Source organism: Kitasatospora sp. NPDC087314 (assembly GCF_044744365.1).
In the GTDB taxonomy this organism is placed as follows: Bacteria; Actinomycetota; Actinomycetes; order Streptomycetales; family Streptomycetaceae; genus Kitasatospora.
In genome coordinates, this window is sequence record NZ_JBIUYE010000007.1 from 160,863 (window position 1) to 187,740 (window position 26,878).

21 protein-coding genes are annotated in these 26,878 nt (G+C 74.0%); 7 read left to right on the forward strand and 14 right to left on the reverse strand.

Features of this window, described 5'->3' with window-relative positions:
- Window positions 1-130 precede the first annotated feature (130 nt).
- The 4 genes from ACIO5E_RS17190 to ACIO5E_RS17205 all read right to left on the reverse strand — a co-directional run bounded on the left by ACIO5E_RS17190 (window position 131) and on the right by ACIO5E_RS17205 (window position 5,829).
- Complete coding sequence (locus tag ACIO5E_RS17190; protein ID WP_400668197.1) at window positions 131-1,144, reverse strand: trypsin-like peptidase domain-containing protein; 1,014 nt, start codon at window positions 1,142-1,144, stop codon at window positions 131-133.
- 117 nt (window positions 1,145-1,261) lie between these two features.
- A complete protein-coding gene (locus ACIO5E_RS17195; RefSeq protein ID WP_400668200.1) occupies window positions 1,262-2,182 on the reverse strand; it encodes a carbohydrate kinase family protein in 921 nt (306 codons plus the stop codon).
- Window positions 2,183-2,263: 81 nt separating this feature from the next.
- Entirely contained in the window at window positions 2,264-3,928 is a 1,665-nt protein-coding gene (locus ACIO5E_RS17200) for an MFS transporter (protein ID WP_400668735.1), read from the reverse strand.
- A gap of 194 nt (window positions 3,929-4,122) precedes the next feature.
- Complete coding sequence (locus ACIO5E_RS17205; RefSeq protein WP_400668203.1) at window positions 4,123-5,829, reverse strand: DUF885 domain-containing protein; 1,707 nt, start codon at window positions 5,827-5,829, stop codon at window positions 4,123-4,125.
- Between the two features lie 188 nt (window positions 5,830-6,017).
- On the opposite strand from ACIO5E_RS17205, the gene ACIO5E_RS17210 reads away from it, so the two are divergent.
- Window positions 6,018-6,770, forward strand: a complete 753-nt coding sequence (locus ACIO5E_RS17210) for a TetR/AcrR family transcriptional regulator (RefSeq protein ID WP_400668205.1) — start codon at window positions 6,018-6,020, stop codon at window positions 6,768-6,770.
- Window positions 6,771-6,822: 52 nt separating this feature from the next.
- Here the strand turns inward: ACIO5E_RS17210 and ACIO5E_RS17215 are convergent, their stop codons facing one another.
- Window positions 6,823-7,674, reverse strand: a complete 852-nt coding sequence (locus ACIO5E_RS17215; RefSeq protein WP_400668207.1) for a fumarylacetoacetate hydrolase family protein — start codon at window positions 7,672-7,674, stop codon at window positions 6,823-6,825.
- A 292-nt stretch (window positions 7,675-7,966) separates the two neighbouring features.
- Here ACIO5E_RS17215 and ACIO5E_RS17220 point away from each other — a divergent pair, with 292 nt between their 5' ends.
- Window positions 7,967-8,665 carry an MBL fold metallo-hydrolase gene (locus tag ACIO5E_RS17220; RefSeq protein WP_400668210.1) on the forward strand — a complete coding sequence of 233 codons (699 nt, stop codon included), beginning with the start codon at window positions 7,967-7,969 and terminating at the stop codon, window positions 8,663-8,665.
- On the opposite strand, the gene ACIO5E_RS17225 is transcribed toward ACIO5E_RS17220, so the two are convergent.
- The 7 genes from ACIO5E_RS17225 to ACIO5E_RS17255 all read right to left on the reverse strand — a co-directional run bounded on the left by ACIO5E_RS17225 (window position 8,621) and on the right by ACIO5E_RS17255 (window position 15,526).
- The gene (locus tag ACIO5E_RS17225; RefSeq protein WP_400668213.1) at window positions 8,621-9,829 is read right to left on the reverse strand and encodes a serine/threonine-protein kinase; all 1,209 of its coding nucleotides are present in this window, start codon (window positions 9,827-9,829) and stop codon (window positions 8,621-8,623) included. The genes ACIO5E_RS17220 and ACIO5E_RS17225 overlap by 45 nt on opposite strands.
- An 87-nt stretch (window positions 9,830-9,916) precedes the next feature.
- Window positions 9,917-10,906 (reverse strand): ABC transporter substrate-binding protein, encoded by a 990-nt coding sequence (locus ACIO5E_RS17230; protein WP_400668216.1) that lies wholly within the window; start codon window positions 10,904-10,906, stop codon window positions 9,917-9,919.
- A gap of 63 nt (window positions 10,907-10,969) precedes the next feature.
- Window positions 10,970-11,764 (reverse strand): amino acid ABC transporter ATP-binding protein, encoded by a 795-nt coding sequence (locus ACIO5E_RS17235; RefSeq protein WP_400668218.1) that lies wholly within the window; start codon window positions 11,762-11,764, stop codon window positions 10,970-10,972.
- Window positions 11,761-12,801: an amino acid ABC transporter permease gene (locus ACIO5E_RS17240; RefSeq protein ID WP_400668221.1), complete on the reverse strand. Its 1,041-nt coding sequence runs from the start codon at window positions 12,799-12,801 to the stop codon at window positions 11,761-11,763. The genes ACIO5E_RS17235 and ACIO5E_RS17240 overlap by 4 nt, the downstream gene beginning before the upstream one ends.
- A 28-nt stretch (window positions 12,802-12,829) precedes the next feature.
- The gene (locus tag ACIO5E_RS17245) at window positions 12,830-13,777 is read right to left on the reverse strand and encodes an ABC transporter substrate-binding protein (protein ID WP_400668223.1); all 948 of its coding nucleotides are present in this window, start codon (window positions 13,775-13,777) and stop codon (window positions 12,830-12,832) included.
- Between the two features lie 10 nt (window positions 13,778-13,787).
- On the reverse strand, window positions 13,788-14,303 hold the full coding sequence (locus ACIO5E_RS17250) for a GNAT family N-acetyltransferase (RefSeq protein WP_280676607.1): 516 nt from the start codon (window positions 14,301-14,303) through the stop codon (window positions 13,788-13,790).
- Between the two features lie 53 nt (window positions 14,304-14,356).
- On the reverse strand, window positions 14,357-15,526 hold the full coding sequence (locus ACIO5E_RS17255) for an LLM class flavin-dependent oxidoreductase (RefSeq protein ID WP_400668224.1): 1,170 nt from the start codon (window positions 15,524-15,526) through the stop codon (window positions 14,357-14,359).
- Window positions 15,527-16,194: 668 nt separating this feature from the next.
- Between ACIO5E_RS17255 and ACIO5E_RS17260 the strand changes: the two genes are divergently transcribed.
- Complete coding sequence (locus ACIO5E_RS17260) at window positions 16,195-17,160, forward strand: amino acid ABC transporter permease (RefSeq protein ID WP_400668227.1); 966 nt, start codon at window positions 16,195-16,197, stop codon at window positions 17,158-17,160.
- A complete protein-coding gene (locus tag ACIO5E_RS17265) occupies window positions 17,157-19,076 on the forward strand; it encodes an FAD/NAD(P)-binding protein (RefSeq protein ID WP_400668229.1) in 1,920 nt (639 codons plus the stop codon). The genes ACIO5E_RS17260 and ACIO5E_RS17265 overlap by 4 nt, the downstream gene beginning before the upstream one ends.
- A gap of 17 nt (window positions 19,077-19,093) precedes the next feature.
- On the opposite strand, the gene ACIO5E_RS17270 is transcribed toward ACIO5E_RS17265, so the two are convergent.
- Window positions 19,094-20,890 (reverse strand): protein kinase, encoded by a 1,797-nt coding sequence (locus ACIO5E_RS17270; protein WP_400668231.1) that lies wholly within the window; start codon window positions 20,888-20,890, stop codon window positions 19,094-19,096.
- A 166-nt stretch (window positions 20,891-21,056) separates the two neighbouring features.
- Between ACIO5E_RS17270 and ACIO5E_RS17275 the strand changes: the two genes are divergently transcribed.
- Entirely contained in the window at window positions 21,057-23,342 is a 2,286-nt protein-coding gene (locus ACIO5E_RS17275; RefSeq protein ID WP_400668234.1) for an FdhF/YdeP family oxidoreductase, read from the forward strand.
- Window positions 23,343-23,397: 55 nt separating this feature from the next.
- Here the strand turns inward: ACIO5E_RS17275 and ACIO5E_RS17280 are convergent, their stop codons facing one another.
- Entirely contained in the window at window positions 23,398-24,969 is a 1,572-nt protein-coding gene (locus ACIO5E_RS17280) for an NlpC/P60 family protein (RefSeq protein WP_400668236.1), read from the reverse strand.
- Between the two features lie 334 nt (window positions 24,970-25,303).
- Here ACIO5E_RS17280 and ACIO5E_RS17285 point away from each other — a divergent pair, with 334 nt between their 5' ends.
- A complete protein-coding gene (locus ACIO5E_RS17285; RefSeq protein ID WP_400668239.1) occupies window positions 25,304-26,476 on the forward strand; it encodes an anion permease in 1,173 nt (390 codons plus the stop codon).
- Between the two features lie 26 nt (window positions 26,477-26,502).
- Window positions 26,503-26,751, forward strand: a complete 249-nt coding sequence (locus ACIO5E_RS17290) for a hypothetical protein (RefSeq protein WP_280676102.1) — start codon at window positions 26,503-26,505, stop codon at window positions 26,749-26,751.
- Window positions 26,752-26,878 lie beyond the last annotated feature (127 nt).

Sequence of the window (26,878 nt, forward strand, 5' to 3'; positions counted from 1 at the left end):
TGCAACAGAGGCCCAGATCAGTGGAGTTGATCCACGGATCTGGGCCTTCGTCATGTCCGGCCCCGGACGGTCGGCCGTGGGCCGGGTGGTCGGGGAGCGGGACGGGCGGGGAGCACCCCCGGCCCCGGGCTCAGGAGGCGGCGGCCTCGACCTGGGAGACGAGCCCGGCGACGGTGTGGTCGAAGTAGGCGCTGTAGGAGATGTCGTCGGTGTCGCCGCCCTGCTGGTAGCCGCCGATGGCGCCGACCACGTCGCCGGTGGCGGTGTCGATCCAGGGGCCGCCACTGGTGCCGGACGGGTAGGCCGGGCACGCGATGACGCGCTGGTAGGCGCTCTGCTGGCCGGTGGTGTCGGTGCAGAGGACGGGCTCCTCGGCGTCGCCCGGGTAGCCGTAGAGGCGGACGGTGGCGCCGAAGGGCTCGTCGGGGCCGAGCCGGTTGCCGCCGACCACGTCCTCGACCTTGCGGCCGTTGCTCGGCGCCGTCTCCAGGATGGCGAAGTCCTCGTCCTGGTCGCCCTTCTGGGACCAACCGGTGGTGGTGTGGACGGCGGTGACCTGCCAGCTGCCGTACGGGGCGGAGCCGTCGCGGTAGCCGGGGACGAAGGTGACGCCGGCGGTGCTGCTGAGGCAGTGCGCGGCGGTCAGCAGCAGGTTGCCGCCCGGGCTGTGCAGCACGCTGGCGGTGCAGAAGTGGTTGCCGGCCGCCACGGCGCCGCTGAACAGCGCGCCGACGGTGGCGGCTTCGGGCGTGGCGGCGGCGGTGGCGGTGGTGCCGGGGAGGGCGCCGCGGGTGGCGGGGGTCGCCGCCGCGGAGGGCGTCGGGGCGGCCGACGGGGCGCCGCCCGGCGCGGCGGCGGGGTCGGTGGTCGGGCCGTCGGTCGGCGCGGCGGACGGGCCGTCGGTCGGCGCGGGGGCGTCGACCGGCGCGGGTGAGGCGGGCGCCTCGGGCGTGGCCGTGGTCTCGGCCGGCGCGACGGCGGCCCGGGGGCTGCGCGCCGCCTTCCCGGCGGCCGTCGCGTCGGACAGGCTCAGCCCGTGCGTGCCGGTCACCACGGCGGCCACCAGGACCGCCGAGAGCGCGGCGAGCAGGGTCGGACCCAGAAGGCTGCGGCGGCGCGGCGGCCGGCGGCGGTGCTGACCCATGCCTGTCTCTCCTGCCAGTCGTCGACGGCTCGTTCGGTGGTGGCGTGCGATCACCGACTATGCCGTCTCAGCCTGGAAAGGTCGTTACCGATGGCTGGGATCTCGATGAGAAAAAGCTCACCCGGCGTCGAGTAAGCGGTTCAGACCGGTCGGTCCCAGCTCCCCGGCCTGGACGAAGGCGGTGTGCGTCCCGGCGGTGGTGCAGGCGAAGGCGCCGGCGACCGAACCGGCCCGGGCGCAGTCCAGCGGCGCGCGGCCCCGGAACCAGGCGGACAGGAAGCCGACGACGAAGGCGTCCCCGGCGCCGTTGGTGTCCACCACCGGGCGGCCCGGGTCGACCGCCGGGAGGTGGTGCACCTGCGCGTCGTCCCGGGTGAGCAGGTAGCAGCCGTCGGCGCCCGCGGTGGCGGTGACGACGGCGGCGCGGCCCTCGGCGAGGATCGCGCGCATCACCTGTTCGTGGCGGCCCCGGCAGCCGGCCACCGAGAGGAACACCAGGTCGGAGCCGAGCGCGTAGTCGCGGTGGTGCGGGTTGGCGCCGTCCCAGTCGTGCAGGTCGGTGGAGGTGGTGCGGCCGAGCCGGTGGAGGTCGGCGTACATGTCCCGGTTGACGCCGGTGATGGAGAGGTGGACGTGCCGGCTGCGTCGCGCGTACGGCAGGTAGAACTCGCGCGGCAGCCGCAGGTCGGCGGGGTGGCGGCCGTCGTAGAAGGAGAACCGGCGGCCGGCGGCGTCCACCAGGTTGACCCCGCGCGGGGTGCCGTGCGGGCTCACCAGGTGCGCGAAGTGCAGGCCGTGGCGCTCGAAGGCGGCGCGGACCAGGCCGCCCTGCGGGTCGTCGCCGAGGAAGTCGAGGAAGGCGGTGCGCAGGCCGAGGTGGTGGGCGCCGAGGGCGACGCCGCTGCCGGTGTGGCCGACGTAGTCGCGGACGGGTTCGACGAACTGCGAGTCGCCGGGCGGGATCTCCAGCCGGTCCACCCGGACGATGGTGTCCACGCCGGCGCCGCCGACGACGAGCAGGTCGAACTCGGGCGGCATGACGGCGCCTCCTTGATCCCTGGACGGTGGCCAGGAGTCAAGCAGGCGCCGGAGGTTGACTGCAAGACCTTGCTGAAAATTTCAGGTTTCCCGTCTGTACTCCGCCGGGGCGGCCGCGTGCGCCCCGGCGCCCGACCGGCCGTCGCCGGACCTGACCTCGGCGGGCCTGGCCTCGACGGACCGACCGTCGACGGAGTGCGCCTCGACGGGCCTGGCCTCGACGGACCGACCGTCGACGGAGTGCGCCTCGACGGGCCGGTCATCGACGGGGAGCACCTCGGCGGGGCGCGCGACGGCCGCCGCGCCGGACGCCGGCCGGTGGTCGATCACCAGGACGGCGATCAGCGCGGCCAGCAGCAGGATGCCCGTCGACACCCAGGTCGCGACCACGTAGCCGTGCACCGTGCCCTGGGCCCGGACCACCGGGTCGGTGGCGATCCGGGTGGCGAGGAACCCCGCCGTGGCGCTGGCCGCGACCGTGTTGAGCAGCGCCACGCCGATCGAACCGCCCACCTGCTGGGACGAGTTCAGGGTGGCCGCGGCCGCGCCCGCCTCGCGCGGGCCGACCCCGAGGGTGGCCAGGCTCATCGACGGCATGAAGACCAGGCCCATGCCGATGCCGAGCAGCAACTCGGCGGGCAGCACCAGGCCCGCCCACGGGCTGTCCACCTTCATCTGGGTCAGCCAGGCCATGCCGGCCGCGGCGAGCAGCAGTCCGGGCCCGATCAGGTTGCGCGACGGCACCCTGGTCATCAGCCGGGCCGCGAAGCCCGTCGAACTGATCACGACGACGGCCGTCATGGGCAGGAAGGAGAGGCCGGACAGCACCGGTGAGAAGTGCTTGATGACCTGCAGGTAGTAGGTGAGGAACAGGAACAGGCCGAACATGCCGATCATCGCCAGGCCGACCGAGAGGGCGGCGCCGACGCGGTTGCGCTGGGCGACGACGTGCAGGGGCAGCAGCGGGTGCGCGGTGCGCTTCTCGACCAGGACGAACGACGCGATCAGCGCCGCGCCGAGGGCCAGCGAGCCGAGCACCAGCCGGTCGCCCCAGGTGCGGGTGACGGCCTCGGAGGTGCCGAAGACGATCGCCAGCAGGCCGCCGCAGCCGAGCAGCGCGCCGGGCAGGTCGAGCTTGACCCGGCGCCCCCTGCCGATGTGGTCGCGGTCCAGGATGGAGAAGGCCGCGAGGGCCGCCGCGGCGGCGATCGGAACGTTCACGAACAGGCACCAGCGCCAGTCCAGGTACTCCGTCAGCAGACCGCCCAGGATCAGGCCCATCGCGGAGCCGCCGCCGGCGATCGCGCCGAAGACGCCGAAGGCCGTACCGCGTTCCTTCGGCTTGGTGAAGGTGGTGGAGAGCAGCCCCAGCGCGGAGGGGGCGAGCAGGGCGGCGAACGCGCCCTGGAGGGCGCGGGAGCCGAAGAGCATGGCCGGGCCGACCGCCGCGCCGCCGAGGGCGGAGGCGAGGGCGAAGCCCAGCAGGCCGACGGTGAAGACGCGCTTGCGGCCGAAGAGGTCGCCGAGCCGGCCGCCGAGCAGCAGCAGGCCGCCGAAGGCGAGCGTGTAGGCGGTGATCACCCACTGCCGGCCGGCGTCGGAGATGCCCAGGTCCCGCTGGGCCGATGGCAACGCGATGTTCACGATGGTCACGTCGAGGACGATCATGAGCTGGGCGATGGCGATGACGGCCAGCACCCACCAGCGGCGGCTGTCCGCGTTCTCATGAACGGTGGCGGGATGCACAGGCACTGGTCGAGCCTTCCGGAGGGTACGGAGAGGTCACGCACTCGCCTTCAAGCGAAACCCCCGCGCGGACGAACCGCAAGGCAAAACCTCGCCGAATCGACCTTTCCGGGACCAGCGGACCAGGGCCCCGGGACTCGCGGACGAGTCCCGGGGCCCTGGTCGCCGAGGGGTTCCCGGAGCAGGAGAGGTTCCTACAGCGCGGAGAGCTCCGCGACCAGGTCGTCCAGCCCCAGCGAGCCCTGCGAGAGCGCCGCCATGTGCCAGGCCTTGAGGTCGAACTCCTCACCGCGCGCCTCGTGCGCCGCCCGCGCCGCCGCCCGGCCGCGCAGCCAGGCGCGCTCGCCCAGCTTGTAGCCGATCGCCTGGCCGGGCATGCCCAGGTAGCGGACCAGTTCGCTGTCCAGGAAGTCGGCGGACAGGCCGCAGTACCGGCCGAAGAACTCCCGGGCGGCCTCCGGGCTGACCGGCCGGCCCGGCTGGTACGGGGAGTCGGCCGGGAAGTCCAGGCCCGCGTGCATGCCGATGTCGACGATCACCCGCAGCGCGCGCATCATCTGCGCGTTGAGGTAGCCGAGGCGGTGGCCCGGATCGGTGAGGTAGCCGAGCTCGTCCATCAGGCGCTCGGCGTACAGCGCCCAGCCCTCCAGGTTGGCACTCACCCCGCCGAGGCTGACCTGGTAGGTGGAGAGTCGGTCGGCGACGTAGTTCCACTGCGCGAGCTGCAGGTGGTGGCCCGGGACGCCCTCGTGGTACCAGGTGGAGACCAGGTCCCAGACCGGGAAGCGCTCCCGGCCGAGCGTCGGCAGCCAGGTCCGCCCGGGGCGGCTGAAGTCCAGCGAGGGCGCGGAGTAGTACGGCGCGGCCGCGCTGCCGGGCGGGGCGATCTTCGACTCGACCCGGGTGACCGGCTCGGCCAGGTCGAAGTGGGTGCCCTGGAGGTCCCTGATCGCCTGGTCCATCAGCTCCTGGAGGTACGCCCGGGTGGCCTCGGCGCCCTCGACCGCCGGGCCCTCCGCCTCCAGCCACTTCATCGCGGCCATCGGGTCGGTGCCCGGGCGGACCTTCTCGGCCTCGGCCTCCATCTGCGCGAGCAGGTCGTGGAACTCGCCCCAGGCCCACACGTAGGCCTCGTCCAGGTCCAGGTCGGAGCCGGTCCAGAAGCGGACGAACCGGCGGTAGCGCTCCCGGCCGGTGGTGTCGGGGGTGTCGGCGGCGGCCGGGCCGTAGACGTCGCGCAGCCAGTCGCGCAGGGCGGCCAGCGCCTCGGCGGCGGCCACCGCGTGCTCGGACAGCCCGGCGCGCACGCCCTCCGGCGCGCCCTGGACGAACTCGCCGAACCAGCCACCGGGCACGTCCCCCGCCAGCCACTCGCCGAACTGCCCGACCACGGTGGTCACCTGGCGCGGGCCGGACAGCAGGCCGCGGTCGATGCCGGCGGCCAGCGTCTCGCGGTACTGCTCCAGCGCGAGCGGGATGCGGGCCAGCCGGCGGCCGACGATCTGCCACTCGGCCTCGGTGTCGGTCGCCATCAGGGTGAAGACGTCACGGACGTCGTGCACCGGGGAGCCCAGGTTGCGGACCGCGCGGAAGTGCTCCCCGGCCTCGTGGACGGCGAGTTCGGCGGTCAGCCGCTCGCGCAGCAGGCGGGCGCAGCGGCGCTCGGCCTCGTCCTCGGCGGCGCCGGCCCGTTCGGCCTCGGCGAGGGCCGCCAGGGTGCGGCGGCCGAGGTCGGCGATCGCCTCGGCGCCGGTCGGCGAGAGGTCGGGCAGTCGGTCGTCCTCGGGATTGAGCCCCAGGTAGACCGCGGTCAGCGGGTCGAGTTCGGCCAGGGCCCGGACGTAGTCGTCGGCGATGCGGCGCGGGGTGGTGGCATCGGAGGTGATCAGTTCTTCAACCATTCGGACATCATGGCGTGGCACGGGCCGAATGCAAGCCTTTACCGGCGATCGGTGACATGCACCGGCCGAATCCCGGCCAGGGCGCGTCCGACGGACGCACCCCGAGCGGGAACCTCACAAACACGCGTTCGGGAAACCGCCGCGCGCGACAGGACCGGATCGGGCCGGCGCCCATTACGCTGACCGCCATGGAAGCCCGCCCCGCCACGGCAACCGACCCGGTGCCCGCCCCGGCCGCACCCGTCCGCCCGCGCCGCACCGGATACCGGCGACTGCCGGTGCAGCAGCGGCGTGAGCAGCTGATCGCGGTCGCCCTGGAACTGTTCGCCGCCCGGCCGCCCGAGGAGGTGAGCCTGGACGACGTCGCCGAGGCCGCCGGGGCCTCCCGCCCACTGGTCTACCGCTACTTCGCGGGCGGCAAGCAGCAGTTGTACGAGGCGGCGCTGCGCAGCGCGGCCGACGAGCTGACCAGCCGCTTCGCCGTCCCGCTGGCGGGGACCCCGTCCGAGCAGCTGGCGGCCGTCCTGGACGGCTACTTCGCCTTCGTGGCCGAGCACGACGCCGGGTACTCGGCGCTGCTGCGCGGCGGTTCGGTGGTGGAGACGACCCGCACCTCGGCGATCGTCGACGACGTCCGGCGGGCGGCGCTCAAGCGGACCCTGCGGCACCTCGGCGTGCGGGAGGCCGGGGCGCGGCTGACGCTGCTGGTGCGCTCGTGGATCTCGGTGGTCGAGGGCGCGTCGCTGAGCTGGCTGGACGAGGGGCGCGCGCTGCCGGTGGGCGAGCTGCGAGACTGGCTGGTGGACCAGTTCACGGCGATGGCGGCGGCCACCGCGCTGCACGATCCGCAGACCGCGCAGGTGCTGTCGGCGCTGCTCGCGCTGGAGGGGCCGCAGGCGACCCGGGCCGAGCGGCTGCGCGAGGTGCTGGCGGCCCGGTGACCCGACCCCCGTGCCCGGGGTCGGGGTCGGGGCGGCCGGCGCCGCGGGAGGGTCAGGCCTTCCCGAGTACCTGGCGCTGGCGGCCGAGGCCGTCGACCTCGATCTCGACGACGTCGCCCGGAGCCAGGAACGGCGTGCCGGGGTGGCCCAGGGTGACGCCCGCCGGAGTGCCGGTGACGATCACGTCGCCGGGCTCCAGGACCATGAACTGGCTGACGTAGCGGACCAGTTCGAGCACCGGGAAAACCATCTTCCCGGTGTTGCCGTCCTGCCGCAGTTCGCCGTTGACCCAGAGCCGCAACGGCAGCTGCTGCGGGTCGGCCACCTCGTCGGCGGTGACCAGCCAGGGCCCCAGCGGGGTGAAGGTCTCCGCCGACTTGCCCTTGTCCCACTGGCCGCCGCGCTCGAACTGGAAGGCCCGCTCGGTGACGTCGTTGGCGATCGTGTAGCCGGCGATCACCTCCGCGGCCTCCTCGTGCCCGGCCAGGTAGCGGGCGGTGCGGCCGATCACGATGGCCAGTTCGGCCTCGTAGTCGGTCTTCTCGCCGCCGCGCGGCACCAGCACCTCGTCGTACGGGCCGACCACGGTGTAGCTCGGCTTGAGGAAGATCACCGGCTCGTCCGGGATCGCGGCCCCGGCCTCGGCGGCGTGGTCGCGGTAGTTGAGCCCGATGCCGACCACCTTGCCCGGACGGGCGACCGGCGCGCCCACCCGCTGCCCGGCGAGGTCCACCCGGGGCAGGACGCCGGCGGCCACGTCCCGTGCCAGCACGGCGGTGTCCAACCCGGCCAGGAAGGCCCCGTCGATGTCCCGGGCACGCCCGGAGAGGTCGTACCCGGTGCCGTCCTGGCCCAGCACGACCGGGCGCTCGGCGCCCGGGGGTCCGACGCGGAGGAGCTTCATCGATCCGTCACCAGCCTTTCGTCGCAGCTCGCCGGGGCGGCGCAGGACACCGCACCCGACTCCGGCAACGAGGTATATCAACGCCACCGGTCGGCGAACCAGACAGTTCCGGGCGGCGAATTCCTATCAATTCCCACAGCCGCCGGGAGCCCCGAATCGGCGGCCCGCACGGTTGACAGCCTGCCGGGCCGGGCCGAGGGCGGGAACACGGCGGCTCCGCCGTGGGCGAACGCGCGAACGCCCACGGCGAACGCGGGCGTACGGCGGGCGCCGACCGCGCAGGATCCGGGGCATGGAGATCACCCGGGTACGCGACGAGTTGCACATGATCACACTGGAGTTCGGCACCGCCTACCTGTGGCGGGACGAGCACGGGCTGACCCTGGTCGACACCGGCATCGCCGGATCGGCGGACGGCATCGAGGAGGGCATCCGCAAGGTCGGTCTGGAGCCGTCCGCGCTGCGCCGGATCGTGCTCACCCACCACCACGAGGACCACACCGGCTCGGCCGCCGAGCTCGCCCGGCGCCGGGGCGCCGAGGTGGTCGCGCACCGGCTGGAGGCGCCGGTCGTCCGGCGCGAGCAGCCGGCGGCGCCGCCGGTCCTGAGCCCGTTCGAGCAGGAGCTGTGGGACGGCCTGCCGCCGATCCCGCCCGCCGAGCCCTGCCCGGTGCACCGCGAGGTCGAGGACGGGGACGTGCTGGACATCGGCGGCGGCGCGGTGGTCGTCCACGTGCCGGGGCACACCGACGGCAGCATCGCGCTGCACCTGCCCGGACCGGGCGTGCTGTTCACCGGCGACGCGGTCTCCAACGTCCGGGGGCAGACCAGGTGCGGGGTGTTCAACACCGATCCGGCCCGGGCGCGGGCCGCCTTCCGGCGGCTGGCCGCACTGCCGGTGGAGACCGTGGTGTTCGGGCACGGCGACCCGATCGCCGCGGGCGCCTCAGCCGCCCTGCGGGCCGCCGCCGAGCAGGCCGGCCAGGCTTAGCGCCCGCGGCAGGCCCGGGCCGGTCCGGGCGACCTCCCGGTGCCAGCGGTCGAGGTCGCGCAGCACGTCGGCCCGGGCGTCCGGCTCGGCGGCCGCCACCGCGGCCAGGTCGCGCAGCAGCGCGACGGCGGCGCCCGGGCTGCCGTCCCGGGCCAGCCAGAGGGCCAGGTCGTGGCAGGTGCGCAGGGTCCGCGGGTCGGCCGGGCCGCAGATCCGGGCGAGGTCGGGGATGAGCGCGGTGAGCATCCCGACGGCCTCCGCGGGGGCGCCCTGCGCGCCGCGCTGCCAGGCCTGGTCGGCCCGGCGGCGCAGCTGCTCCGGGCTGGGGTCGTCCGGGCGCAGCACCCCGGGCCGGATCCGGCGCAGCCGCTCCAGCACCTCGACGGCGGTGGCGGGCCGGTCCGCCGGCCGCTTGGCGAGCAGCCCGGCGACCAGGTCGGCCAGCGCCGGGTCGGTGCTGCGGACCCGGGGCGGGGTCTCCTCCAGGTGCTTGTACATGTACTCGGCGGCCGAGGTGGCGCGGAACGGCCGCCGCCCGGCGCAGAGTTCGTACAGCATGACGCCGAGCGCGTAGAGGTCGGCCCGGCCGTCCACGGCGGCGCCGGACCAGCACTCGGGCGCCAGGTAGGGGACGGTGCCGACCACGTTGCCGGTGGAGGTGAGCACGGCGGACTGGGTGAGCAGCCGGGCGATGCCGAAGTCCAGCACCTTGGCCTTGCCGCCGTCGTCGATCATCACGTTCTCGGGCTTGATGTCGCGGTGGACGATGCCCGAGCGGTGTGCGGCGTCCAGCGCCTTGCAGACCTGGCGCATCCACTTCAGCGCGACCTCCTGGTCCGGGACGCCGTCCTTGAGGACCGCGGACAGGGCCCGGCCGCGGACCAGTTCCAGGACCAGGTAGTGGGTCTCCCCGGCGCCGGTCGCGACCCGGCCGTAGTCGTGCACGGTCACGATGTGCGGGTTGGACAGGCCGCCGGCCGTCCGGGCCTCGCGGACGAACCGTCCGATGGCCTCCCGGTCGGTGGCGTGCTCCTCCAGCAGCACCTTGACCGCGACCTCGCGGTCGAGCCGCAGGTCGGTGGCCTTCCAGACCACGCCGAATCCGCCCCGGCCCAGCAACTCGTCCAGCCGGTAGCGGCCGTCGAGCACCTCCCCCTGCCGCATGTCCTCCCCCAACTCCAGGTCGTCCGGACGGCGTTCGCCGTCGGCGGGGTCACCATAGCGGCGGGGGGAGGCGAACGGGTGAACGGATCAGGGCTTCGGCTTGGGCAGCCCGGGCGGGTTGATCTCGGAGGTCGTCACGGCCTCGTTGTCCAGGCCCCAGCGCTTGAGCACCTGGCCGTACGCGCCGTTCCCGATCACCTCGTTCAGCGCCCCGTTGAGCGCCTGGACCAGCCCGTTGTCCTTCCGGGTGGTCGCGGCGATCTTGCCGAGGACGTCCGCACCGCCGCCCGAATAGGTGCCGACCACCTCGGTCTCGCCGGTCTGCGCGACGTGGAAGGCCAGGCTCGGGTTGGGGCCGACGTAGGCGTCGATCCGGCCGGAGGAGAGCGCCAGGTAGAACTCGGTGCCCTGGAAGTACTTGATGTCGATCGGCTCGAGGCCGTTCCTGACGTTGTCCTCGCTCCAGGAGATCAGCAGCTTCTCCTGGTTGGTGCCGGAGGCGACGCCGACCGACCGGCCGGCGAGGTCCCTGGCGCCGGCGACCTTGAGGCCGCTGCCCTTCTTCGCCTCGAAGCCGAGGACGTCCAGCCGGTAGGTGGCGAAGTCGTACTTCTCCTTGCGGGCCTCGGTGACGGTGATGTTGGAGATCCCGACGTCGTACTTGCCGCTGTCCAGGCCGACGAAGATGTTCTCCCAGGAGACCGGGTTGAACTCGACCTTGAGGCCGAGGACGTTGCCGACCAGGGAGGCGAGGTCCGGCTCGACGCCGATGATGGTCCTGTCGTCGTCGGCGTAGAAGTCCAGCGGCGGGGTGGTGCCGAGGGAGTCGACGACGGTCAGCGTCCCCCTCCTTCTGATCTCCTCCGGGACGAGCGCCGCGATCGCGTCGACCTTGGGCGTGGTCACCCGGTTCTGATGAGGCGTCAGGTTCACCGCGGTGCCGTTCGGCGCCGTGGTGCCCTTGGCCGGGGCGAGTCCCGCCGAGGCTCCCGAGGACGCGCCGCCGCAGGCGGCCAGGGCGAGGGCGGCGGCGAACGCGCCGGCGGCGGCCACCAGGGCGCGACGGGGTAGGGACATGGCGGAACTCCTGCTCGGTGAAAGGGATTTCGGCAGTAACGGGGGTGGTGGCGATGCGGCGGGTCAGAGCACCTTGGCCAGGAAGGCCCGGGTGCGCTCGTGCCGCGGGTGGTCCAGGACCTCGGCCGGCGGGCCCTGCTCGACCACCACGCCGCCGTCCATGAAGACGACGGTGTCGGCGACCTCGCGGGCGAAGCCGATCTCGTGGGTGACCACGATCATGGTGGTGCCGGTCCGGGCGAGGTCCTTGACGACGTCCAGCACCTCGCCGACCAGCTCCGGGTCGAGCGCCGAGGTGGGCTCGTCGAACAGCAGCACCTTCGGCTCCAGGGCCAGCGCCCGGGCGATCGCCACCCGCTGCTGCTGGCCGCCGGACAGCTGCCGGGGGTACGCGTCGGCCTTGTCGGCCAGCCCGACCCGCTCCAGCAGCGCCAGCGCCGCCGACCTGGCCTCGGCCCGGGGCCGGCGCAGCGCCGCGATCGGCGCCTCGACCAGGTTCTCCAGCACGGTGAGGTGCGGGAACAGGTTGAAGTTCTGGAACACGAAGCCGATGTTGGTGCGCTGGCGCAGCACCTCGCGCTCCTTGAGCTCGTGCAGCCGGTCGCCGGAGCGCCGGTAGCCGATCAGCTCGCCGTCGATGGCGACATAGCCGCCGTCGAGCTTCTCCAGGTGGTTGATCGCGCGCAGCAGCGTGGACTTGCCGGAGCCGGACGGGCCGAGCACCACCGTCACCGAGCCGGCCGGGACGTCCAGGTCGAGCCCGCGCAGCACCTCCAGTTGCCCGAAGCTCTTGTGCAGGCCGCGGACCTGCACCATCGGCGCGGCGGGGTCCGGAGCGGGCTTGGTGAGCGCGGTCATGAACGTCCTCCGGGGGTACGGGCGGCGACCGGCGTGCGGACCGGCAGGGTCCGGACGAAGGCCCGGGCGCGCTGGAGCGGGGTGGGCGGCGGGGTGCGCTGCGCGCCGCGGGCGAAGTAGCGCTCGACGTAGTACTGGCCGATCGACAGCACCGTGGTCAGCAGCACGTACCAGACGGTGGCGACCATCAGCAGCGGCACCACCCGGCCGGTCCGGCCGTAGACCACCTGGGCCTGGTAGAAGAGCTCGCCGATGGCCATCACGTAGACCACCGAGGTGCCCTTGAGCAGCGAGATCACCTCGTTGGCGGCGGCCGGCAGGATGCCGCGCATCGCCTGCGGCAGCACGATCCGCCAGCCCTGACGCCGGCGCGGGATGCCGAGCGCGGCGGCGGCCTCCCGCTGGCCGGCGTCCACCGCGATGATGCCGCCGCGGATGATCTCGGCGGCGAACGCGGCCTGGTGCAGCCCGAGGCCGAGCACGGCGGCGCCGAGCGCGCTCAGCACGCCGACCGTCTCCACGTCCCCGAAGGTCGGACCGAACGGGATGCCGATCCCGAACCGCTTGTACAGGTACGACAGGTTGAACCAGAACACCAGCTGGACGATCAGCGGGATCGACCGGAACACCCAGACGTACGCCCAGGCGATGGACCGCAGGATCACGCTGCGGGACAGCCGCATCCCGGCCACCACGGCGCCCAGCAGGAAGCCCAGCAACGTGCCGTAAGCGGTGAGTTCGAGGGTGCGGCCGACCGCCTGGACGATGGTGTCGGCGGTGAAGTAGACCCGGAAGGTGGCCCAGTCCCAGCCGGGGTTGGTGGCCAGCCCGTGGGCGAACTGGGCGAGGACGACGAGCGCGGCGATCCCGATCCCCCAGCGCCAGGGGTGCCGGGCGGGGACGGTCCGCAGCCCGGCCAGTTCGTCGAGGTCGAGGCGGGGATCGGGGCCGGGGTCGGAACCGGGGCCGGGGCCGGGGCCGGGCGCGGGCCCGCGGCGGGCCGGGGCCCCGGGCGGTGCGGTGGTGCTGACGGTCATCGGGGGGCTCCTTCGGCAGACCCGGGGATCACGGGTGTTCGGGCGGGCTGATCCGGGACTCCTCGATCGCCGAGTCGGTGACCCCCCACTTCCGGAGGATCCGCTCGTACGTCCCGTCCTTGATCAGCTGGTTGACCGCCGCCTGGAAGGCCGGGGTGAGCTTCGAGCCCTTCTTGAACGCGAAGCCGACGTCCAGCCGGTGGAACTCGCCGAGGAAGCGCGTCCCCGAGGCCTCCTGCGCGGCCTGGTAGCGCAGGCCGTTGATGGTGGACATCAGGACGTCCACCCGGCCCTGCTGGAGGCCGGTGAGCACGGCGCCGCCGTCGCTGAACGCCTTGACCTCGTACGGCTTCTTCCCGGCGTCGGTGCAGACGTTCCTCCTCGCGTTCAGCGTGGTCTCGAAGGTGGTGCCGGCGCCGGTGCCGATGGTCAGCCCGCAGAGCTGGACCAGGTCGGTGACCGGCTGGACGTCCTTGTTGTCCTTCCTGACCGCGAAGCCCTGGCCGTCGTCGATGTAGGTGACGAAGTCGATGGTCTTCAGCCGGGCCGTGGTGACCCCGAAGTTGCCGGTGCCGACGTCGAACTTGCCGCTGTCCAGGGCGGGCAGGATGGTCTCGAAGGCGGCCTCCTCGCGCCGCACGGTCAGCCCGAGCAGCCTGGCCACCGCATCGGTGAAGTCCACGTCGATCCCGGCCGGCTTCTTCGTGGCCTGGTCGGCGTAGAAGGCGGTGGGCGGCGCGCCGAAGGACGCGCCGAACGTCAGCGTGCCGGCCTTGCGGACCTCCTCGGGCAGCAGCGCGGCGGCGGCGTCCGACTTCGCGAGGCCGGAGACGACGTCCTGGGAGGCGGCGGTGGCGGCGGGCCCGCTCGCCCCCGCCGCACCCGCGATCTTCGGGTCCGAGCCGCACGCGGCCAGCGCCAGCACCGGCAGCAGGGCGGTGGCCGCGAGCAGGCGGCGGACGGTGGTGGTTCTCACGAAGGGCCTTTCAGGGGGTCGGGGCCAGCACCGGCAGGTGCTTCTCGAAGGGGAGCGGGCCGATCGGAATGGGCCCCTCCTGCCCGTCGGCGGGCAAGGAGGGAGGATCGGCGGCGACGTCGAACAGCGGGGTGTAGCCGGCCGCCAGGTAGAGACCCCTGGCCTCGGGTTGGCGCGGGCCGGTGGTGAGGTGGATCCGGGCGTAGCCGGCGGCCGCCGCCGTCCGCTCCAGTTCGGCCAGCACCCGGCGGGCCAGGCCGCGACGGCGGTGCGCGGAGTGCGTCCACATCCGCTTCAGCTCGGCGGTGCGCTCGTCGTACCGCTTGTACGCGCCGCCGGCCACCGGCTCGCCGTCCTCCAGCAGGAGCAGCAGCACGCCGTGCGGCTCGGCGAAGGCGTCCCGGGGATAGCGGGTCATCTCCTGGCGCGCCTCGGGGCCGTAGCGGCTGACGTACTCGTGGGTGAGTTCGCGCAGCAGCGGCTCGACCAGCGGGTCGTCGATGGTGACCCGGCGGAACTCGGCCACCCGGCCCGCGCCGCTCGTGCCGCCCCTGCTCGCACCGGCCGCGCGGGAACCGCTCACGCCTGCACCGCGATCAGCTGGTGCCGGTCGCGCTCGGCCCGCTCGGCCGCCGCCCTGGCGGCCTTGGCGGCGTCCCGCTTGGCGACCTCCTCGCGGACGATCGGGATGACGTGGCGGCCGAAGTCGATCGCGTCGTCGAGCAGGTGGTAGCCGCGGGCGGAGAGGATGTCCACGCCGAGGTCGTAGTAGTCGAGCAGCGCCTCGGCGACCGTCTCCGGGGTGCCGACCAGGGCGTTGGAGTTGCCGGCCCCGCCGGTGGCCGCGGCGGTCGGGGTCCACAGCGCGCGGTCGTAGCGCTCGCCGGCCTCGGCGATCTCGATCAGGCGCTGGGAGCCCGTGTTCTCCGGCGTCACGGCCGCGGCGCCGAGCGGGCGGCCCCGGCGGACCAGGTCCCCGGCGGCCCTGCGGGCCTTGATCGCCGCCACCGTCCGGTGCGCCTTCTCCCAGGCCAGCTCCTCGGTCGGCGCGATGATCGGCCGGAACGCCACCTGGATCCGCGGCACGTCGGTACGCCCGGCGGCCCGGGCCGCCTCCTTCACCCGCTCGATCTGCTCGGCGGTGCGGGCCAGCGGCTCGCCCCACAGGCAGTAGATGTCCGCCTCGGCGCCGCCGGCCGCGTAGGCGGCGTCCGAGGAGCCGCCGAAGGAGACCGCCGGACGCGGCTGCTGGACGGGGAAGACGTCGGAGACGAAGTCGTTGAAGCGGTAGTGGGCGCCCTCGTGGTCGAAGGGCTCCCGGCTGGTCCACGCCTTCTTGACGATGCCGATGTACTCGCGGGTGCGCTCGTAGCGCTGGTCCTTGGAGAGGAAGTCGCCCTCGCGCTGCTGCTCGTGGTCGCTGCCGCCGGTGATGAAGTGGACGGTCAGCCGCCCGTCGCTGATCTGGTCCAGGGTCGCGAAGGTCTTGGCGGCGAAGGTCGGGTGGGAGACGTTGGGCCGGTGCGCCAGCAGGATCTGCAGCCGGTCGAGGTGCGAGGCGAGGAAGGCCGCCGCGGCCGCCGGCTCCGGAGAGCCGGCGCCGTACGCGAAGAGCACCCGGTCCCAGCCGTGGTCCTCGTGGGCCCGGGCCAGCCGCAGGGTGTAGTCGCGGTCGAAGGCGGCGGTGGAGCGGGGGGTGGTCTCCGAACCGTCGCCGGTGGCGGCGATACCGAGGAATTCGACGGGCATGGCGGAACCTTTCGGGTGAGCGGAGTCCGGCGGACTGCGGGTGGGCAGGCCGGGGTCGGCCGGGAGGGACGGCCGTCAGTTCCTGTCCGACCGAGTAGGGGTGCGCGGCGGGCGCGCCGACAACGGTGTCGGCGCCCGGGCGCGGCGGGAGGCAGGCGTGGACGAGGGAGTACTGCCGGAGTTCAGTGCGAGGTCGTCGGACGGCAGCGTGCGCCTGGGGCGCCGTCAGCTACGAACGGCGGATCCCGGCCCGCGACGGGGCAGACCGGGGGAGGACGCCCCGGAGGAGATCAGGGCCGGACGGGCGGCCCGCTGCCGGGTCAGCCGCGACACGCCGCGGACCACACCCGACCGAAGTCGATGTGGTCGCGGGTGACCAGGGGCTGCTCGGCGTACATGGCCTCAAGTTGAGCAGCCGCCCGAGTGGTCCGTCAACCATCCATCATTGCCGCTCTGTTGCGATCTCCTGTCGTCCTGCAACCGGCCCCGGCCAGGCCTCGGTCCGGATCCGGACCGCCCTTGACAGCCGTCGATCGCGCATGCGTACGATCACGGCGGAGTGCAGTGCACAGCGCCGGCCGTGTTGAGGGACACGGGCCGGTGCGACGGCCGTACGTGACCACACCCGTACCTCCCGCCCGCCCGCACCTCCGCCAGGAGCCGCCGTCATGGCCACCCCGCAGGACGTCCTCCCCGCCCCGTCCGCCCTCGACCGCCCCGCCCCGCCGCCCGTCCCCGCCCCGGACGCCCGGATCGTCGCCCGCCGCCGGCCCGGCCAGTGGGTCTTCGCCGGGATCGCACTGCTGCTGGCCGCGATGGCCGTCAACTCGATCGTCCGCAACAAGGCCTTCCAGTGGGGCGTGGTCGCCGACTGGTTCACCGCGCGATCGGTGCTCGACGGCCTCACCCTGACCCTCTGGCTCACCGCCGTCACACTCGCCCTCGGCTTCGTCCTCGGCACCGGCCTCGCCAGCATGCGACTGTCCACCAACCCGGTGCTGCGCACCCTGAGTTGGGGCTACATCTGGGTCTTCCGCTCCACCCCGCCGCTGGTGCAGCTGCTGTTCTTCTTCAACATCGGCGCGCTCTACCCGACCCTCGGCCTCGGCATCCCGTTCGGCCCCGAGTTCGTCACCGTCAAGACCGTCAACCTGATCGGCCCCACCCTCACCGCCGTCATCGGCCTCACCCTGCTGGAGACCGCGTACGCCGCCGAGGTGATCCGCGGCGGCATCCTGTCCGTCGACCGCGGCCAGCTGGAGGCCGCCGCGGCGCTCGGCCTCGGCCGGTGGCGGGTGCTGCGCCGGATCGTCGTCCCGCAGGCGATGCGCTCGATCGTGCCGACCGCCGGGAACATGCTGATCAGCGCGCTCAAGGGCACCAGCATCGTCAGCGTGCTGGCCGTCTCCGACCTGCTCTACTCGGTCCAGCTGGTCTACCTGCAGTCGTACCAGGTCATCCCGATGCTGGTGGTCGCCACCATCTGGTACCTGGCGATCACCACCCTGCTGTCCATCGGCCAGTACTACGTCGAACGCCACTACGCCAAGGGCACCACCCGGGACGGCCTGCCGCCCACCCCGCTCCAACGGGCCCGGGCCGGGCTGCGACGGCTGCGCGAGGTGGCGGCATGAACCGGCTCGCGATCGTCGGCGCGGGCCCACGCGGCACCGGCCTGCTGGAACGGATCGCCGCCAACGCGACCGAACTCCTGCCAGCCGACCGGCCGTTGCACATCCACCTGATCGACCCACACCCGCCCGGCGCGGGCCGGATCTGGCGCCACGACCAGTCCCCGCTGCTGCGGATGAACTCGATGGCCGAGGACGTCACCATGTTCACCGACGAGCGCTCGACCATCGACGGGCCGGTCCGACCGGGCCCCTCGCTGGCCGAATGGGCGCTCCGGCAGCGGGAGTTCGCGCCCTACCGGGAGGTCGCCGACCCGACCGTCCGGGCCGAACTGGACACCCTCGCCCCCACCGACTTCCCCACCCGCCGGGCCCAGAGCGCCTACCTGGACTGGGTGTTCCGCCGCGCGGTCGCCGACCTGCCGCCGCACGTCACGGTCACCGTGCACCGGGACACCGTCCAGCGGATCGACGGCCCGGCCGACGGCCCGCAGACCGTCCACCTCACCGACCGGACGCTCACCGCCGACCACGTCGTCCTCACCCTCGGGCACCTCGACTCCACCCCGCACCCCCGGTACGCCGCCGACGCCGACTTCGCCGCCCGGCACGGCCGCTTCCACCTCCCGCCCGCCTACTCCGACGACGCCGACACCGACCTGGACGGCATCGCCCCCGGCGAGCACGTCGCCCTGCGCGGCCTCGGCCTGGCCTCCGTCGACCTGGTCGCCCTGCTCACCGAGGGGCGCGGCGGCCGCTTCGAACCCGCCGCCGACGGGCTGCGCTACCGCCCGTCCGGCCGCGAGCCGGTGCTGCACCTCGGCTCCCGGCGCGGCGTCCCGTACCACTCCAAGACCGGCTACCGCCTCCAGGGGCCGCCCGCCCCGCTCCCCCGGTACTTCGACGCGGCCGCCGTGGACGCCGTCCTCGTCACCGAGGGGCCGCTCGAACTCCGGCGCGACTTCTGGCCGTTGATGGCCAAGGAGACCGCCTTCGGGCACTACCACGAGCTGTTCCACGCCCACCCCGAGCGCACCACGCTGCCCTGGCCGGAGTTCCTGGCCCGGTACGACCGGCACGACTGGTACTCCCCCCGGCTCGCCGCCCTGGTCGCCGAGGCCGTGCCCGACCCGGCCGACCGGATCGACTTCGAACGGCTCGACCACCCGCTGGCCGGCCTCGAACTCGGCTCCGCCGACGAGCTCCAACAGCACCTGCGCGCCTACGTCACCGCCGACGCCGACCGCCGCGCCGACCCCGCGCACAGTGCCGACCTCGGCGCCTTCCTCGCCCTGCTCTCGCTGTTCGGCCAGCTCCCGCGCATCCTCGCGACCGGCCGGCTCACCGCCCGCTCGGTCGCCGAGGAGGTGGACGGGTGGTTCTTCGGCTACTTCAGCTACCTCGCCTCCGGCCCGCCCGGCTTCCGGCTGCGCCAGCTGCTCGCCCTCTCCGAGGCCGGCGTCGTCCGCTTCCTGGGCGCGGGCGTCCGGACCGAGCGGGACGAGGCCACCGGCACCTGGCGGGCCTGCGGCGACACCGTGCCGGGCCACACCGTCACCGTCACCGCGCTGGTCGAGGCGTACCTGCCCAAGCACCAGCTGGCCCGCACCCTCGACCCGGTGCTGCGCGAACTGCACCGCGCCGGGCGGATCGTGGAGGAGGTGGTCACCGACGAGGAGTACACCCACCGATCCGGCCTGGTCACCATCGCCCCCGGCGACAGCCGGCTGCTCGACCCCGCCCTGGACGGTGCCCCGCACCCGCGGCGCACCGCGCTCGGCCCGCACACCAGCCTGCGCGCCGCCGCCGCCTTCGCCCGCCCCCGCACCGACTCCCCGGGGTTCCGGCAGAACGACGCCGCCGCCCGCGCACTGCTGCGGGCGCTGGCCGCGCTCCCGGCCGCCGCCCTGGCCGCGTAGCGTTCGCCCGCAGCGCCTCAGGGCCCGAAGATCTCCTCCACCAGGTCCTCGGCCGAGACGTGGTCCGGGGCGTTGAGCACCACCTCCGCGACGCCCTTCAGCCCGGTGCCGCGCTCCAGCGCGGTGATGCAGGCCCGCGCCTGCTGGTCGGTGGCGAAGTCCCAGGCCAGGAGGCGCCGGACCAGCACCACCGCCTCCATCGGGCTGATCCGCGGCCGCCGGGCGGCTCCGGACGGCGCCCGGCGGCCGGCCTCGGCGAGCCGCTGCTGGTAGCCGGCCAGGTCGTGCCAGGCCTGGACGGTGCTCGGGTGGCCCTCCCCCAGTACCCGGGCGAGCTCCGGCAGCAGGGCGTGCAGCTGGCGTGCGGCGCCCTGGAGATCGCCCCGGTTGGCCTGGTGGACCGCGAGGTCGTGCCGGGCCTTCAGGACGCGGGTGTCGTGCGGGCCCCAGGTGGCGTGCAGGTCGGGCAGCAGCTCGGACATCAGCCGGACCGCGGTGACCGCCGCGCCGCTCTCGCCGATGCACCACACCAGGTGGTACCGGGCACCGAGGGTGTCCGGGTCGGTCGGGCCGAGCGCCGAGCGCATGTCCTCCACCACGGTCGACAGCAGCCGGATCGCGCCGTCCAGGTCGCCCGCCCGGCTGAGGTACCAGGTGAAGTCCCGCCAGGTGCACAGGGTGTCCCGGTCGGCGGCGCCGAGCGCGGTGACGCAGTCCTGGGCGACCGCCTGGAGCAGGATCACCGACTCGCCCGCGGTCGCCGCCCGGAAGGCGGCCGAACGCCGCTCGCGCAGCGCGGCCCGGACGCCGTCCGGCGGGGGCGCGGCGACCACCGGCGGCGTGGTGAGCGGCGACAGCACCGATGACGGCGCCGCCGGCGGGACGGCCGGAACAGGCGGCGGCCCCACCGGAACGGCCGGCGGTGCAGGTGGCACGGCCGGCGGTGCCGGCGGAACCGGCGGCACGGCAGCCGACGGCACCGGCGTCCCGCCCGGCTCACCGAGCCGTCGCTCGACCGTCCGGGCGTCGGCCGGCCGGTCCGCCGGGTCCTTGGCCAGCAGCTCGGCGACCAGCCCGGCCACCTCCGGCGGCAGCCCGAACCGCGCCGGATCCAGCGCCGGGGGCGGCTCGTTGAGGTGCTGGTACATCAGCACCGGCGTCGAGTCCCCACCGAACGGCCGTGCCCCGGTGAAGAGTTCGACCAGCACGCAGCCCAGCGCGTACAGGTCCGTACGGCCGTCCACCCGCCCGCCGGTCCAGCGCTCCGGCGCCATGTACGCGGGGCTGCCGACGATCGTCCCGGTGGTGGTCAGCCCACCCGCGCCGATGTCCAGCTGGGCGATGCCGAAGTCGAGCACCTTCAGGCTCCCGCCCTCGATGATCATGATGTTGTCCGGCTTGACGTCCCGGTGCACCATGCCCGCGTCGTGCGCCACCGCCAGCGCCTCGCAGAGCTGCCGCGCCCAGCGCAGGCTCTGCTCCGGAGCCGGCAGGCCGGCCCGCAGCACCTCGGTCAGGGTGCGACCGGTGAGCAGTTCCATCACCAGGAAGGTCACCTGCCGGTCGCCGAGAACGCACTCGCCGAGGTCGTGCACGGTGACGATGTGAGGATGGGACAGGTTGCCGGCCGCACAGGCCTCCCGGACGAACCGCAGCGCCGCCTTCGCCTGGTCACCGCCGTGGTGCCCGATGACCTTGACCGCCACCGGCCGCCGCATCCGGGTGTCGAGCGCCCGCCACACCACCCCGAAACCGCCCTGGCCGAGCTTCTCCACCAGCTCGTACCGGCCGTCGAGGACATCACCGACGCGCATGCGCCCCTCCCCCACCCCTCCTGGACCCCCCGAGACTCTACCGACGCCCGTCCGGCCCCCCTCCCCCCGCCTTCACCCAGGTGGAAGGATGGGCCGGAGCCCCCGCGACGGCGCGGCGGCGCCGGTGGCGCGGCCGCCGGACGAGCAGAGCCGAGGAGAAGCGGTCATGGCCAAGCAGGCCCCGCAGAGCGACCCGGCGCAGGACGCCCCCGAGGTGTCCGCGCCCCAGCACGCGGCCGCCGGGCTGCCGGCGGTCGGCCACAGCCTGCGGATGGCCGCCGAACAGATGGGCGCCCGCCGCACCCTGGCCACCCTGCTCAAGGTCAACCAGCCGGACGGCTTCGACTGCCCCGGCTGCGCCTGGCCGGAACCGGGCAGGACGCACAAGGCCGAGTTCTGCGAGAACGGCGCCAAGGCCGTCGCCGAGGAGGCCACCGAGCGCCGGATCCGCGCCGAGTTCTTCGCCGCCCACCCGGTCGCCGAGCTGGCCGAGCGCTCCGGCTACTGGCTGGGCCAGCAGGGCCGCCTCACCCAGCCGATGCTGCTCGACGAGGGCGCCGCCCACTACACGCCGGTCTCCTGGGACGACGCCTTCGCACTGATCGCCGAGGAACTGCACGCGCTGGACACCCCGGACGCCGCCGCCTTCTACACCTCGGGCCGGACCAGCAACGAGGCCGCCTTCGCGTACCAGCTGTTCGCCCGCCGGCTGGGCACCAACAACCTGCCGGACTGCTCCAACATGTGCCACGAGTCGTCCGGTTCGGCGCTCACCGAGACGCTCGGCGTCGGCAAGGGCAGCGTCAGCCTGAAGGACCTCTACCAGGCCGACCTGATCATCGTGGCCGGCCAGAACCCGGGCACCAACCACCCCCGGATGCTCTCCGCGCTGGAGCGCGCCAAGCGGGCTGGCGCCACCATCGTCAGCGTCAACCCGCTGCCCGAGGCGGGCCTGGAGCGCTTCAAGAACCCGCAGCAGGCGCGCGGCCTGGTCGGCCACGGCACCAAGCTGACCGACCTGTTCCTGCAGATCCGCCTCGGCGGGGACCTGGCGCTGTTCCGCGCGCTCAACCGGATCGTCCTGGAGCAGGACGGCGTCGACCGCGCGTTCGTCGACGAACACTGCCACGGCTTCGAGGAGTTCGAGGAGCAGGCCCGGACGACCGACCGCGCCGAGGTGCTCGCCGCGACCGGCCTGCCGTGGGAGCAGATCGAGGAGCTCGGCCGGCTGGTGCTGGCCTCCCGGAAGGTCATCGTCTGCTGGGCGATGGGCCTCACCCAGCACAAGCACTCCGTCCCCACCATCCGCGAGGTGGTCAACTTCCTGCTGCTGCGCGGCAACGTGGGCCGCCCCGGCGCCGGGGTCTGCCCGGTGCGCGGGCACAGCAACGTCCAGGGCGACCGGACGATGGGCATCTTCGAGCGGCCCTCCGCCGCCTTCCTGGACGCACTCGGCAAGGAGTTCGGCTTCGAGCCGCCGAGGGCGCACGGCCACGACGCGGTGGACACCATCCGAGCGATGCGCGACGGCCGGGTCCGGGTGTTCTTCGCGATGGGCGGCAACTTCGTCGCGGCCAGCCCGGACACCGACGTCACCGAGGCCGCGATGCGCCGCTGCCGGCTGACCGTGCACGTCTCCACCAAGCTCAACCGCTCGCACGTGGTCACCGGCGCCCGCGCGCTGATCCTGCCCACCCTGGGCCGTACCGACCGGGACGTCACCGGCACCGGCGCCCAGTTCGTCAGCGTCGAGGACTCGATGGGCCAGGTGCACTCCTCCCGCGGCGGCCTGCGCCCGCCCGCACCCGGCCTGCTCTCCGAGACCGCGATAGTCTGCCGGCTCGCCCGTACCGTCCTCGGCCCCGGGGACACCGTGCCGTGGGAGGACTTCGCCGCCGACTACGACGCCCTGCGGGACCGGATCGCCCGGGTCGTCCCCGGCTTCGAGGACTACAACGAGAAGGTCCGCCGCCCCGGCGGCTTCACCCTGCCGCACGGCCCGCGCGACTCCAGGACCTTCCCGACCGCGACCGGGCGGGCCAACTTCACCGTCAACCCGCTCACCGCCCCCGAGGTCCCGCCGGGCCGCCTGCTGCTCCAGACGCTGCGCTCGCACGACCAGTACAACACCACCGTCTACGGCCTGGACGACCGCTACCGCGGGATCAAGGGCGGCCGCCGGGTGGTCCTGGTCAACCCGGCCGACGCCGCCGAACTGGGCCTGGCCGAGGGCGGGTTCGTCGACCTGGTGAGCGAGTGGCGGGACGGTGTCGAGCGCCGCGCCCCGCACTTCCGGGTGGTCCACTACCCGGTCGCCCGCGGCGGTGCGGCCGCCTACTACCCGGAGACCAACGTGCTCGTCCCGCTGGACTCCACCGCCGACATCAGCAACACGCCGACCTCCAAGGCCGTGGTCGTCCGCTTCGAACCGGACAGCGGCGCCCCGGCCTGACCGACGCGAAGGCCGCCCGGTGTCCCGAGGGACGCCGGGCGGCCTTGGGGCTGTCTCAGTTGGTGCCCGCGGTGGCGCCGCCCGGGGCCGAGGCGCTCGCCGAGCCGGTGGTCCCCGTGGTGGCGGTGCCGGTGGAGCTCGGGGTGCCGGTGCCCGTCGGGGTGGGCGTCGCCGGGGTGCCGGTCGACGTCGGGGTCCCGGGGCCGGTCGGAGTGCCGGTCGGCGTCGGGGTGGGCGTCGGCGTGCCCGTGTCGGTGGGCGTGCCGGGCGTGGTGGTCCCGGTGCCGGACGGCGTCCCCGGGTCGGCGGGCGTCCCGGTGCCGGACGGCGTGCCCGGGGTGGTGGACGGCGCGCCAGGAGTGGCCGGCGGGTTGGCGGGCGTGCCGGGGGCCGGGGTGACCGGGACCTGGTTGGCCGGGCTGGGCGCGATCGGGGTGACGGTGTCCCAACCGGCGGGCAGGTCGGGCACCTTCCAGCTGCCGCCGGCCTCGTCCGCCGCGCCGGACGGGTCGGGCCGCACCGCCCCGAGGATCGGCATCGAGCCGATCGGCGACACCTTGATGACGGCGCCCGGCCGGGGCGCCTGGACGACCAGCCCGCCGCCGATGTACATCGCGACGTGCGTGGCGCCCTCGAAGTAGATGACCAGGTCGCCGGGGCGGAGCTGGTTCAGCGGGATGTGCTGGAGCTGGGCCCACTGCTCCTGGCTGGTGCGCGGGATCGGCCGCCCGGCGTGCAGCCAGGCCTGTGAGGTGAGGCCGGAGCAGTCGTAGGAGTCCGGCCCCTCTCCGCCCCACAGGTACGGCTTGTTCAGCTGGGCGAGCGCGAAGGCGACGGCGGCGCGGCCGGCCAGCGACGGGGTGCGCTCGCCCTGGCCGAGGGCGCCGGAGGCGAGGAAGGCGAGCTGGGCCTCGTCGGCCTTGGCCTTCTCCAGCTTCTCCAGCTCGGTGCGCTGCGCGCCGGTGAGCGAGGCGACCAGCTGTTCGACGGACGCGAGGTCGGAGGCGACCTTGGCCTTGGCGGCGTCCTGCTGGGCGACCAGCGTCTGGGAGGTCTTGAGCGCGTCCTCGGTCTGCTTCGTCAGGCCCGCGAGGGCCTCGCGGTCGCTCTTCAGCCGGTCCAGGAACTCGGACTGCGAGCGGCTGGCGGCGGCGAGCAGCTCCGCGATGGTGACGGCCTCGTACGGGTCCTTGGAGAGCAGCAGCTCGGCGTAGGCGGAGGCGGCACCGTTGCGGTACTGGGCCGCGGCGAGCTGCGAGGCTATGTCGGTGCCGGCGTCGACCTGCTTCTGCTGGCGGTCCAACCGGTCCTGCAGGTCGGTGAGCGCGGCCTGCTGCTCGGCGACCTTGGCGACGGCGCCGTTGTACTGCTCGGTGGCGGCCTCGGCGCCCTGGTAGAGCGTGTGCAGCTGGTCGAGCAACGGGCCGAGGGTGGCCTTGGCGGCGGCGAGCGGGTCGTCGCCCGGGCTGGCGGCGATCCGGGCGCCCGGGTCGGGGGCCGCGTACGCGGCCTGGGTGGCGAGCGGGAGGGCGAGTGCGGCGGCCGCGAGGACGGCTCCGCACCGCAGCGCCGCCCGCAGCCAGGGCCGTACACCTGTCGCCTCCGTGCGCTGTACAGCCCCGCCCATGGGTTGGTCCTCCCCGCCCCAGCCTTCTCCGGCCTCCCCGGAACCCGCCGATCCTCCCACGGGTTACTCACCGGAAACAGGGCGCGTCCGGACTGGGAGGTTAATTCTCGATTGATCTGTGAGACAGCTCTCAGCAAACCGGAGCGAACCGGGGCGAACTTCGCTAATGTCCAGCTCAGCGCGACCGACGACACCCCTCCGAAAGCTGCTGGCCACCACTGGGCAACCATCGGAACCACGATTCCCGGCCTAGTTCACCTTCCGTTTACCAAACAGACCTACGGTCGCGACGACACCAACGTCTCCGTGCGACAACTACGACGATTGTTTGGGTATGGAACACATCTCGTTCCTGGTGGCCGTTGTGATCATCACGGCGCTCGCCTTCGACTTCACCAACGGGTTCCACGACACCGCCAACGCGATGGCCACCTCCATCGCGACGGGAGCCCTCCGGCCGAAGGTCGCGGTCACCATCGCGGCCGTCCTCAACTTCGCGGGCGCGTTCCTGTCCGTGAAGGTCGCCACCACCATCTCCGGCGGCATCGTCAACGAGAAGAGCGGCATCCACCCAGAGATCATCTTCGCCGCACTGGCGGGCGCGATCCTGTGGAACCTGCTGACCTGGCTGCGCGGCCTGCCGTCCAGTTCCTCGCACGCGCTGTACGGCGGCCTGATCGGCGCCACCGTGGTCGGTGTCGGCATGAACGGCGTCAACTTCGACACGGTCCTCTCCAAGATCCTGATCCCGGCGATCGCCTCCCCGCTGGTCGCCGGCCTGGCCTCCTGGGGCGCCACCAAGCTGGCCTACGCGATCACCCGCAAGGGCAACGCGGAGACCGCCACCAAGGGCTTCAAGACCGGCCAGATCTTCTCGTCCTCGCTGATCTCGCTCGCGCACGGCACCAACGACGCCCAGAAGACGATGGGCATCATCACCCTCACCCTGGTCTCGGTCGGCGCCCTGCCGCACGGCGCGCTGCCCCCCACCTGGGTGATCGTCTCGGCCGGCGGCGCGATCGCGCTCGGCACCTACATGGGCGGCTGGCGGATCATCCGCTCGATGGGCAAGGGCCTGGCGGACATCAAGGCGCCGCAGGGCTTCGCCTCCGAGTCGGCCGCCGCGACCGTCATCCTGACCTCGTCGCACATGGGCTTCGGCCTCTCCACCACCCAGGTCTGCTCCGGCGGCATCATGGGCGCCGGCCTCGGCGGCCCGAAGGCCGAGCTGCGCTGGAGCCTGGTCCGCCGCATGGTCTACACCTGGGCGCTGACCCTGCCGGCCGCCGCGCTGGTCTCGGGCGGCGCGGCGCTGCTGGTCCGCCAGGGCACCTGGGGCATCGTCCTGGTCGGCGCCGTGCTGGTGGCCGGCTCGGGCGCGATGTGGCTGATCTCCCGCCGCCAGCCGATCAGCGCGGACAACGTCAACGACGTCACCCCGGTGGAGGTCCCCGCGACCGCCCCCGCGACCGCCCCCACCCCCGCCTCGACCACGGTCGCGGCCTGAGCGCCGCAGGCTGAGGAGCACCCGCCATGCACATCAAGTGGAACGCCCTGGCCCAGACCGCCGGTGCCAGCTTCGGCATCACCGTCGCCGTGGTCGCCGTCTTCGCGCTCGGCATCCTGGCCCTGTCCCGCCGCGAGGCCGCGCTGAGCGCCCGCGAGGGCGAGGCCGCCCCGGCGGCGGGCGGCGGCCGGCTGGCCCTGGCCGGCGCCTACGTCTGCTTCGGCCTCTGCGCCGCAGCCGTCGTCTACGGGCTGGTGCTGATCGCCGCGCCGTAGCGTCCGACGGTTCCCGCCCGGGACGCGGGGAGGGGGCGGGGGGGGGGGGGCCCCCCCCCCCGCCCCCCCCCCCCGCCCCCCCCGGGGCCCCCCCCGGGGGGGGGGGCTGAGCGCGGGGGCCCGGCTG

Excerpts from the sequence above, each read along its gene's own strand:
- ACIO5E_RS17190 (WP_400668197.1), bottom strand. The coding sequence starts at position 1,144 with ATGGGTCAGCACCGCCGCCGGCCGCCGCGCCGCCGCAGCCTTCTGGGT.
- ACIO5E_RS17205 (WP_400668203.1), bottom strand. The coding sequence starts at position 5,829 with ATGGTTGAAGAACTGATCACCTCCGATGCCACCACCCCGCGCCGCATC.
- ACIO5E_RS17255 (WP_400668224.1), bottom strand. The coding sequence starts at position 15,526 with ATGCCCGTCGAATTCCTCGGTATCGCCGCCACCGGCGACGGTTCGGAG.
- ACIO5E_RS17220 (WP_400668210.1), top strand. The coding sequence starts at position 7,967 with ATGGAGATCACCCGGGTACGCGACGAGTTGCACATGATCACACTGGAG.
- ACIO5E_RS17275 (WP_400668234.1), top strand. The coding sequence starts at position 21,057 with ATGGCCAAGCAGGCCCCGCAGAGCGACCCGGCGCAGGACGCCCCCGAG.
- ACIO5E_RS17230 (WP_400668216.1), bottom strand. The coding sequence starts at position 10,906 with ATGTCCCTACCCCGTCGCGCCCTGGTGGCCGCCGCCGGCGCGTTCGCC.
- ACIO5E_RS17215 (WP_400668207.1), bottom strand. The coding sequence starts at position 7,674 with ATGAAGCTCCTCCGCGTCGGACCCCCGGGCGCCGAGCGCCCGGTCGTG.
- ACIO5E_RS17210 (WP_400668205.1), top strand. The coding sequence starts at position 6,018 with ATGGAAGCCCGCCCCGCCACGGCAACCGACCCGGTGCCCGCCCCGGCC.
- ACIO5E_RS17280 (WP_400668236.1), bottom strand. The coding sequence starts at position 24,969 with ATGGGCGGGGCTGTACAGCGCACGGAGGCGACAGGTGTACGGCCCTGG.
- ACIO5E_RS17260 (WP_400668227.1), top strand. The coding sequence starts at position 16,195 with ATGGCCACCCCGCAGGACGTCCTCCCCGCCCCGTCCGCCCTCGACCGC.
- ACIO5E_RS17195 (WP_400668200.1), bottom strand. The coding sequence starts at position 2,182 with ATGCCGCCCGAGTTCGACCTGCTCGTCGTCGGCGGCGCCGGCGTGGAC.
- ACIO5E_RS17225 (WP_400668213.1), bottom strand. The coding sequence starts at position 9,829 with ATGCGGCAGGGGGAGGTGCTCGACGGCCGCTACCGGCTGGACGAGTTG.
- ACIO5E_RS17265 (WP_400668229.1), top strand. The coding sequence starts at position 17,157 with ATGAACCGGCTCGCGATCGTCGGCGCGGGCCCACGCGGCACCGGCCTG.
- ACIO5E_RS17235 (WP_400668218.1), bottom strand. The coding sequence starts at position 11,764 with ATGACCGCGCTCACCAAGCCCGCTCCGGACCCCGCCGCGCCGATGGTG.
- ACIO5E_RS17285 (WP_400668239.1), top strand. The coding sequence starts at position 25,304 with ATGGAACACATCTCGTTCCTGGTGGCCGTTGTGATCATCACGGCGCTC.
- ACIO5E_RS17290 (WP_280676102.1), top strand. The coding sequence starts at position 26,503 with ATGCACATCAAGTGGAACGCCCTGGCCCAGACCGCCGGTGCCAGCTTC.
- ACIO5E_RS17270 (WP_400668231.1), bottom strand. The coding sequence starts at position 20,890 with ATGCGCGTCGGTGATGTCCTCGACGGCCGGTACGAGCTGGTGGAGAAG.
- ACIO5E_RS17240 (WP_400668221.1), bottom strand. The coding sequence starts at position 12,801 with ATGACCGTCAGCACCACCGCACCGCCCGGGGCCCCGGCCCGCCGCGGG.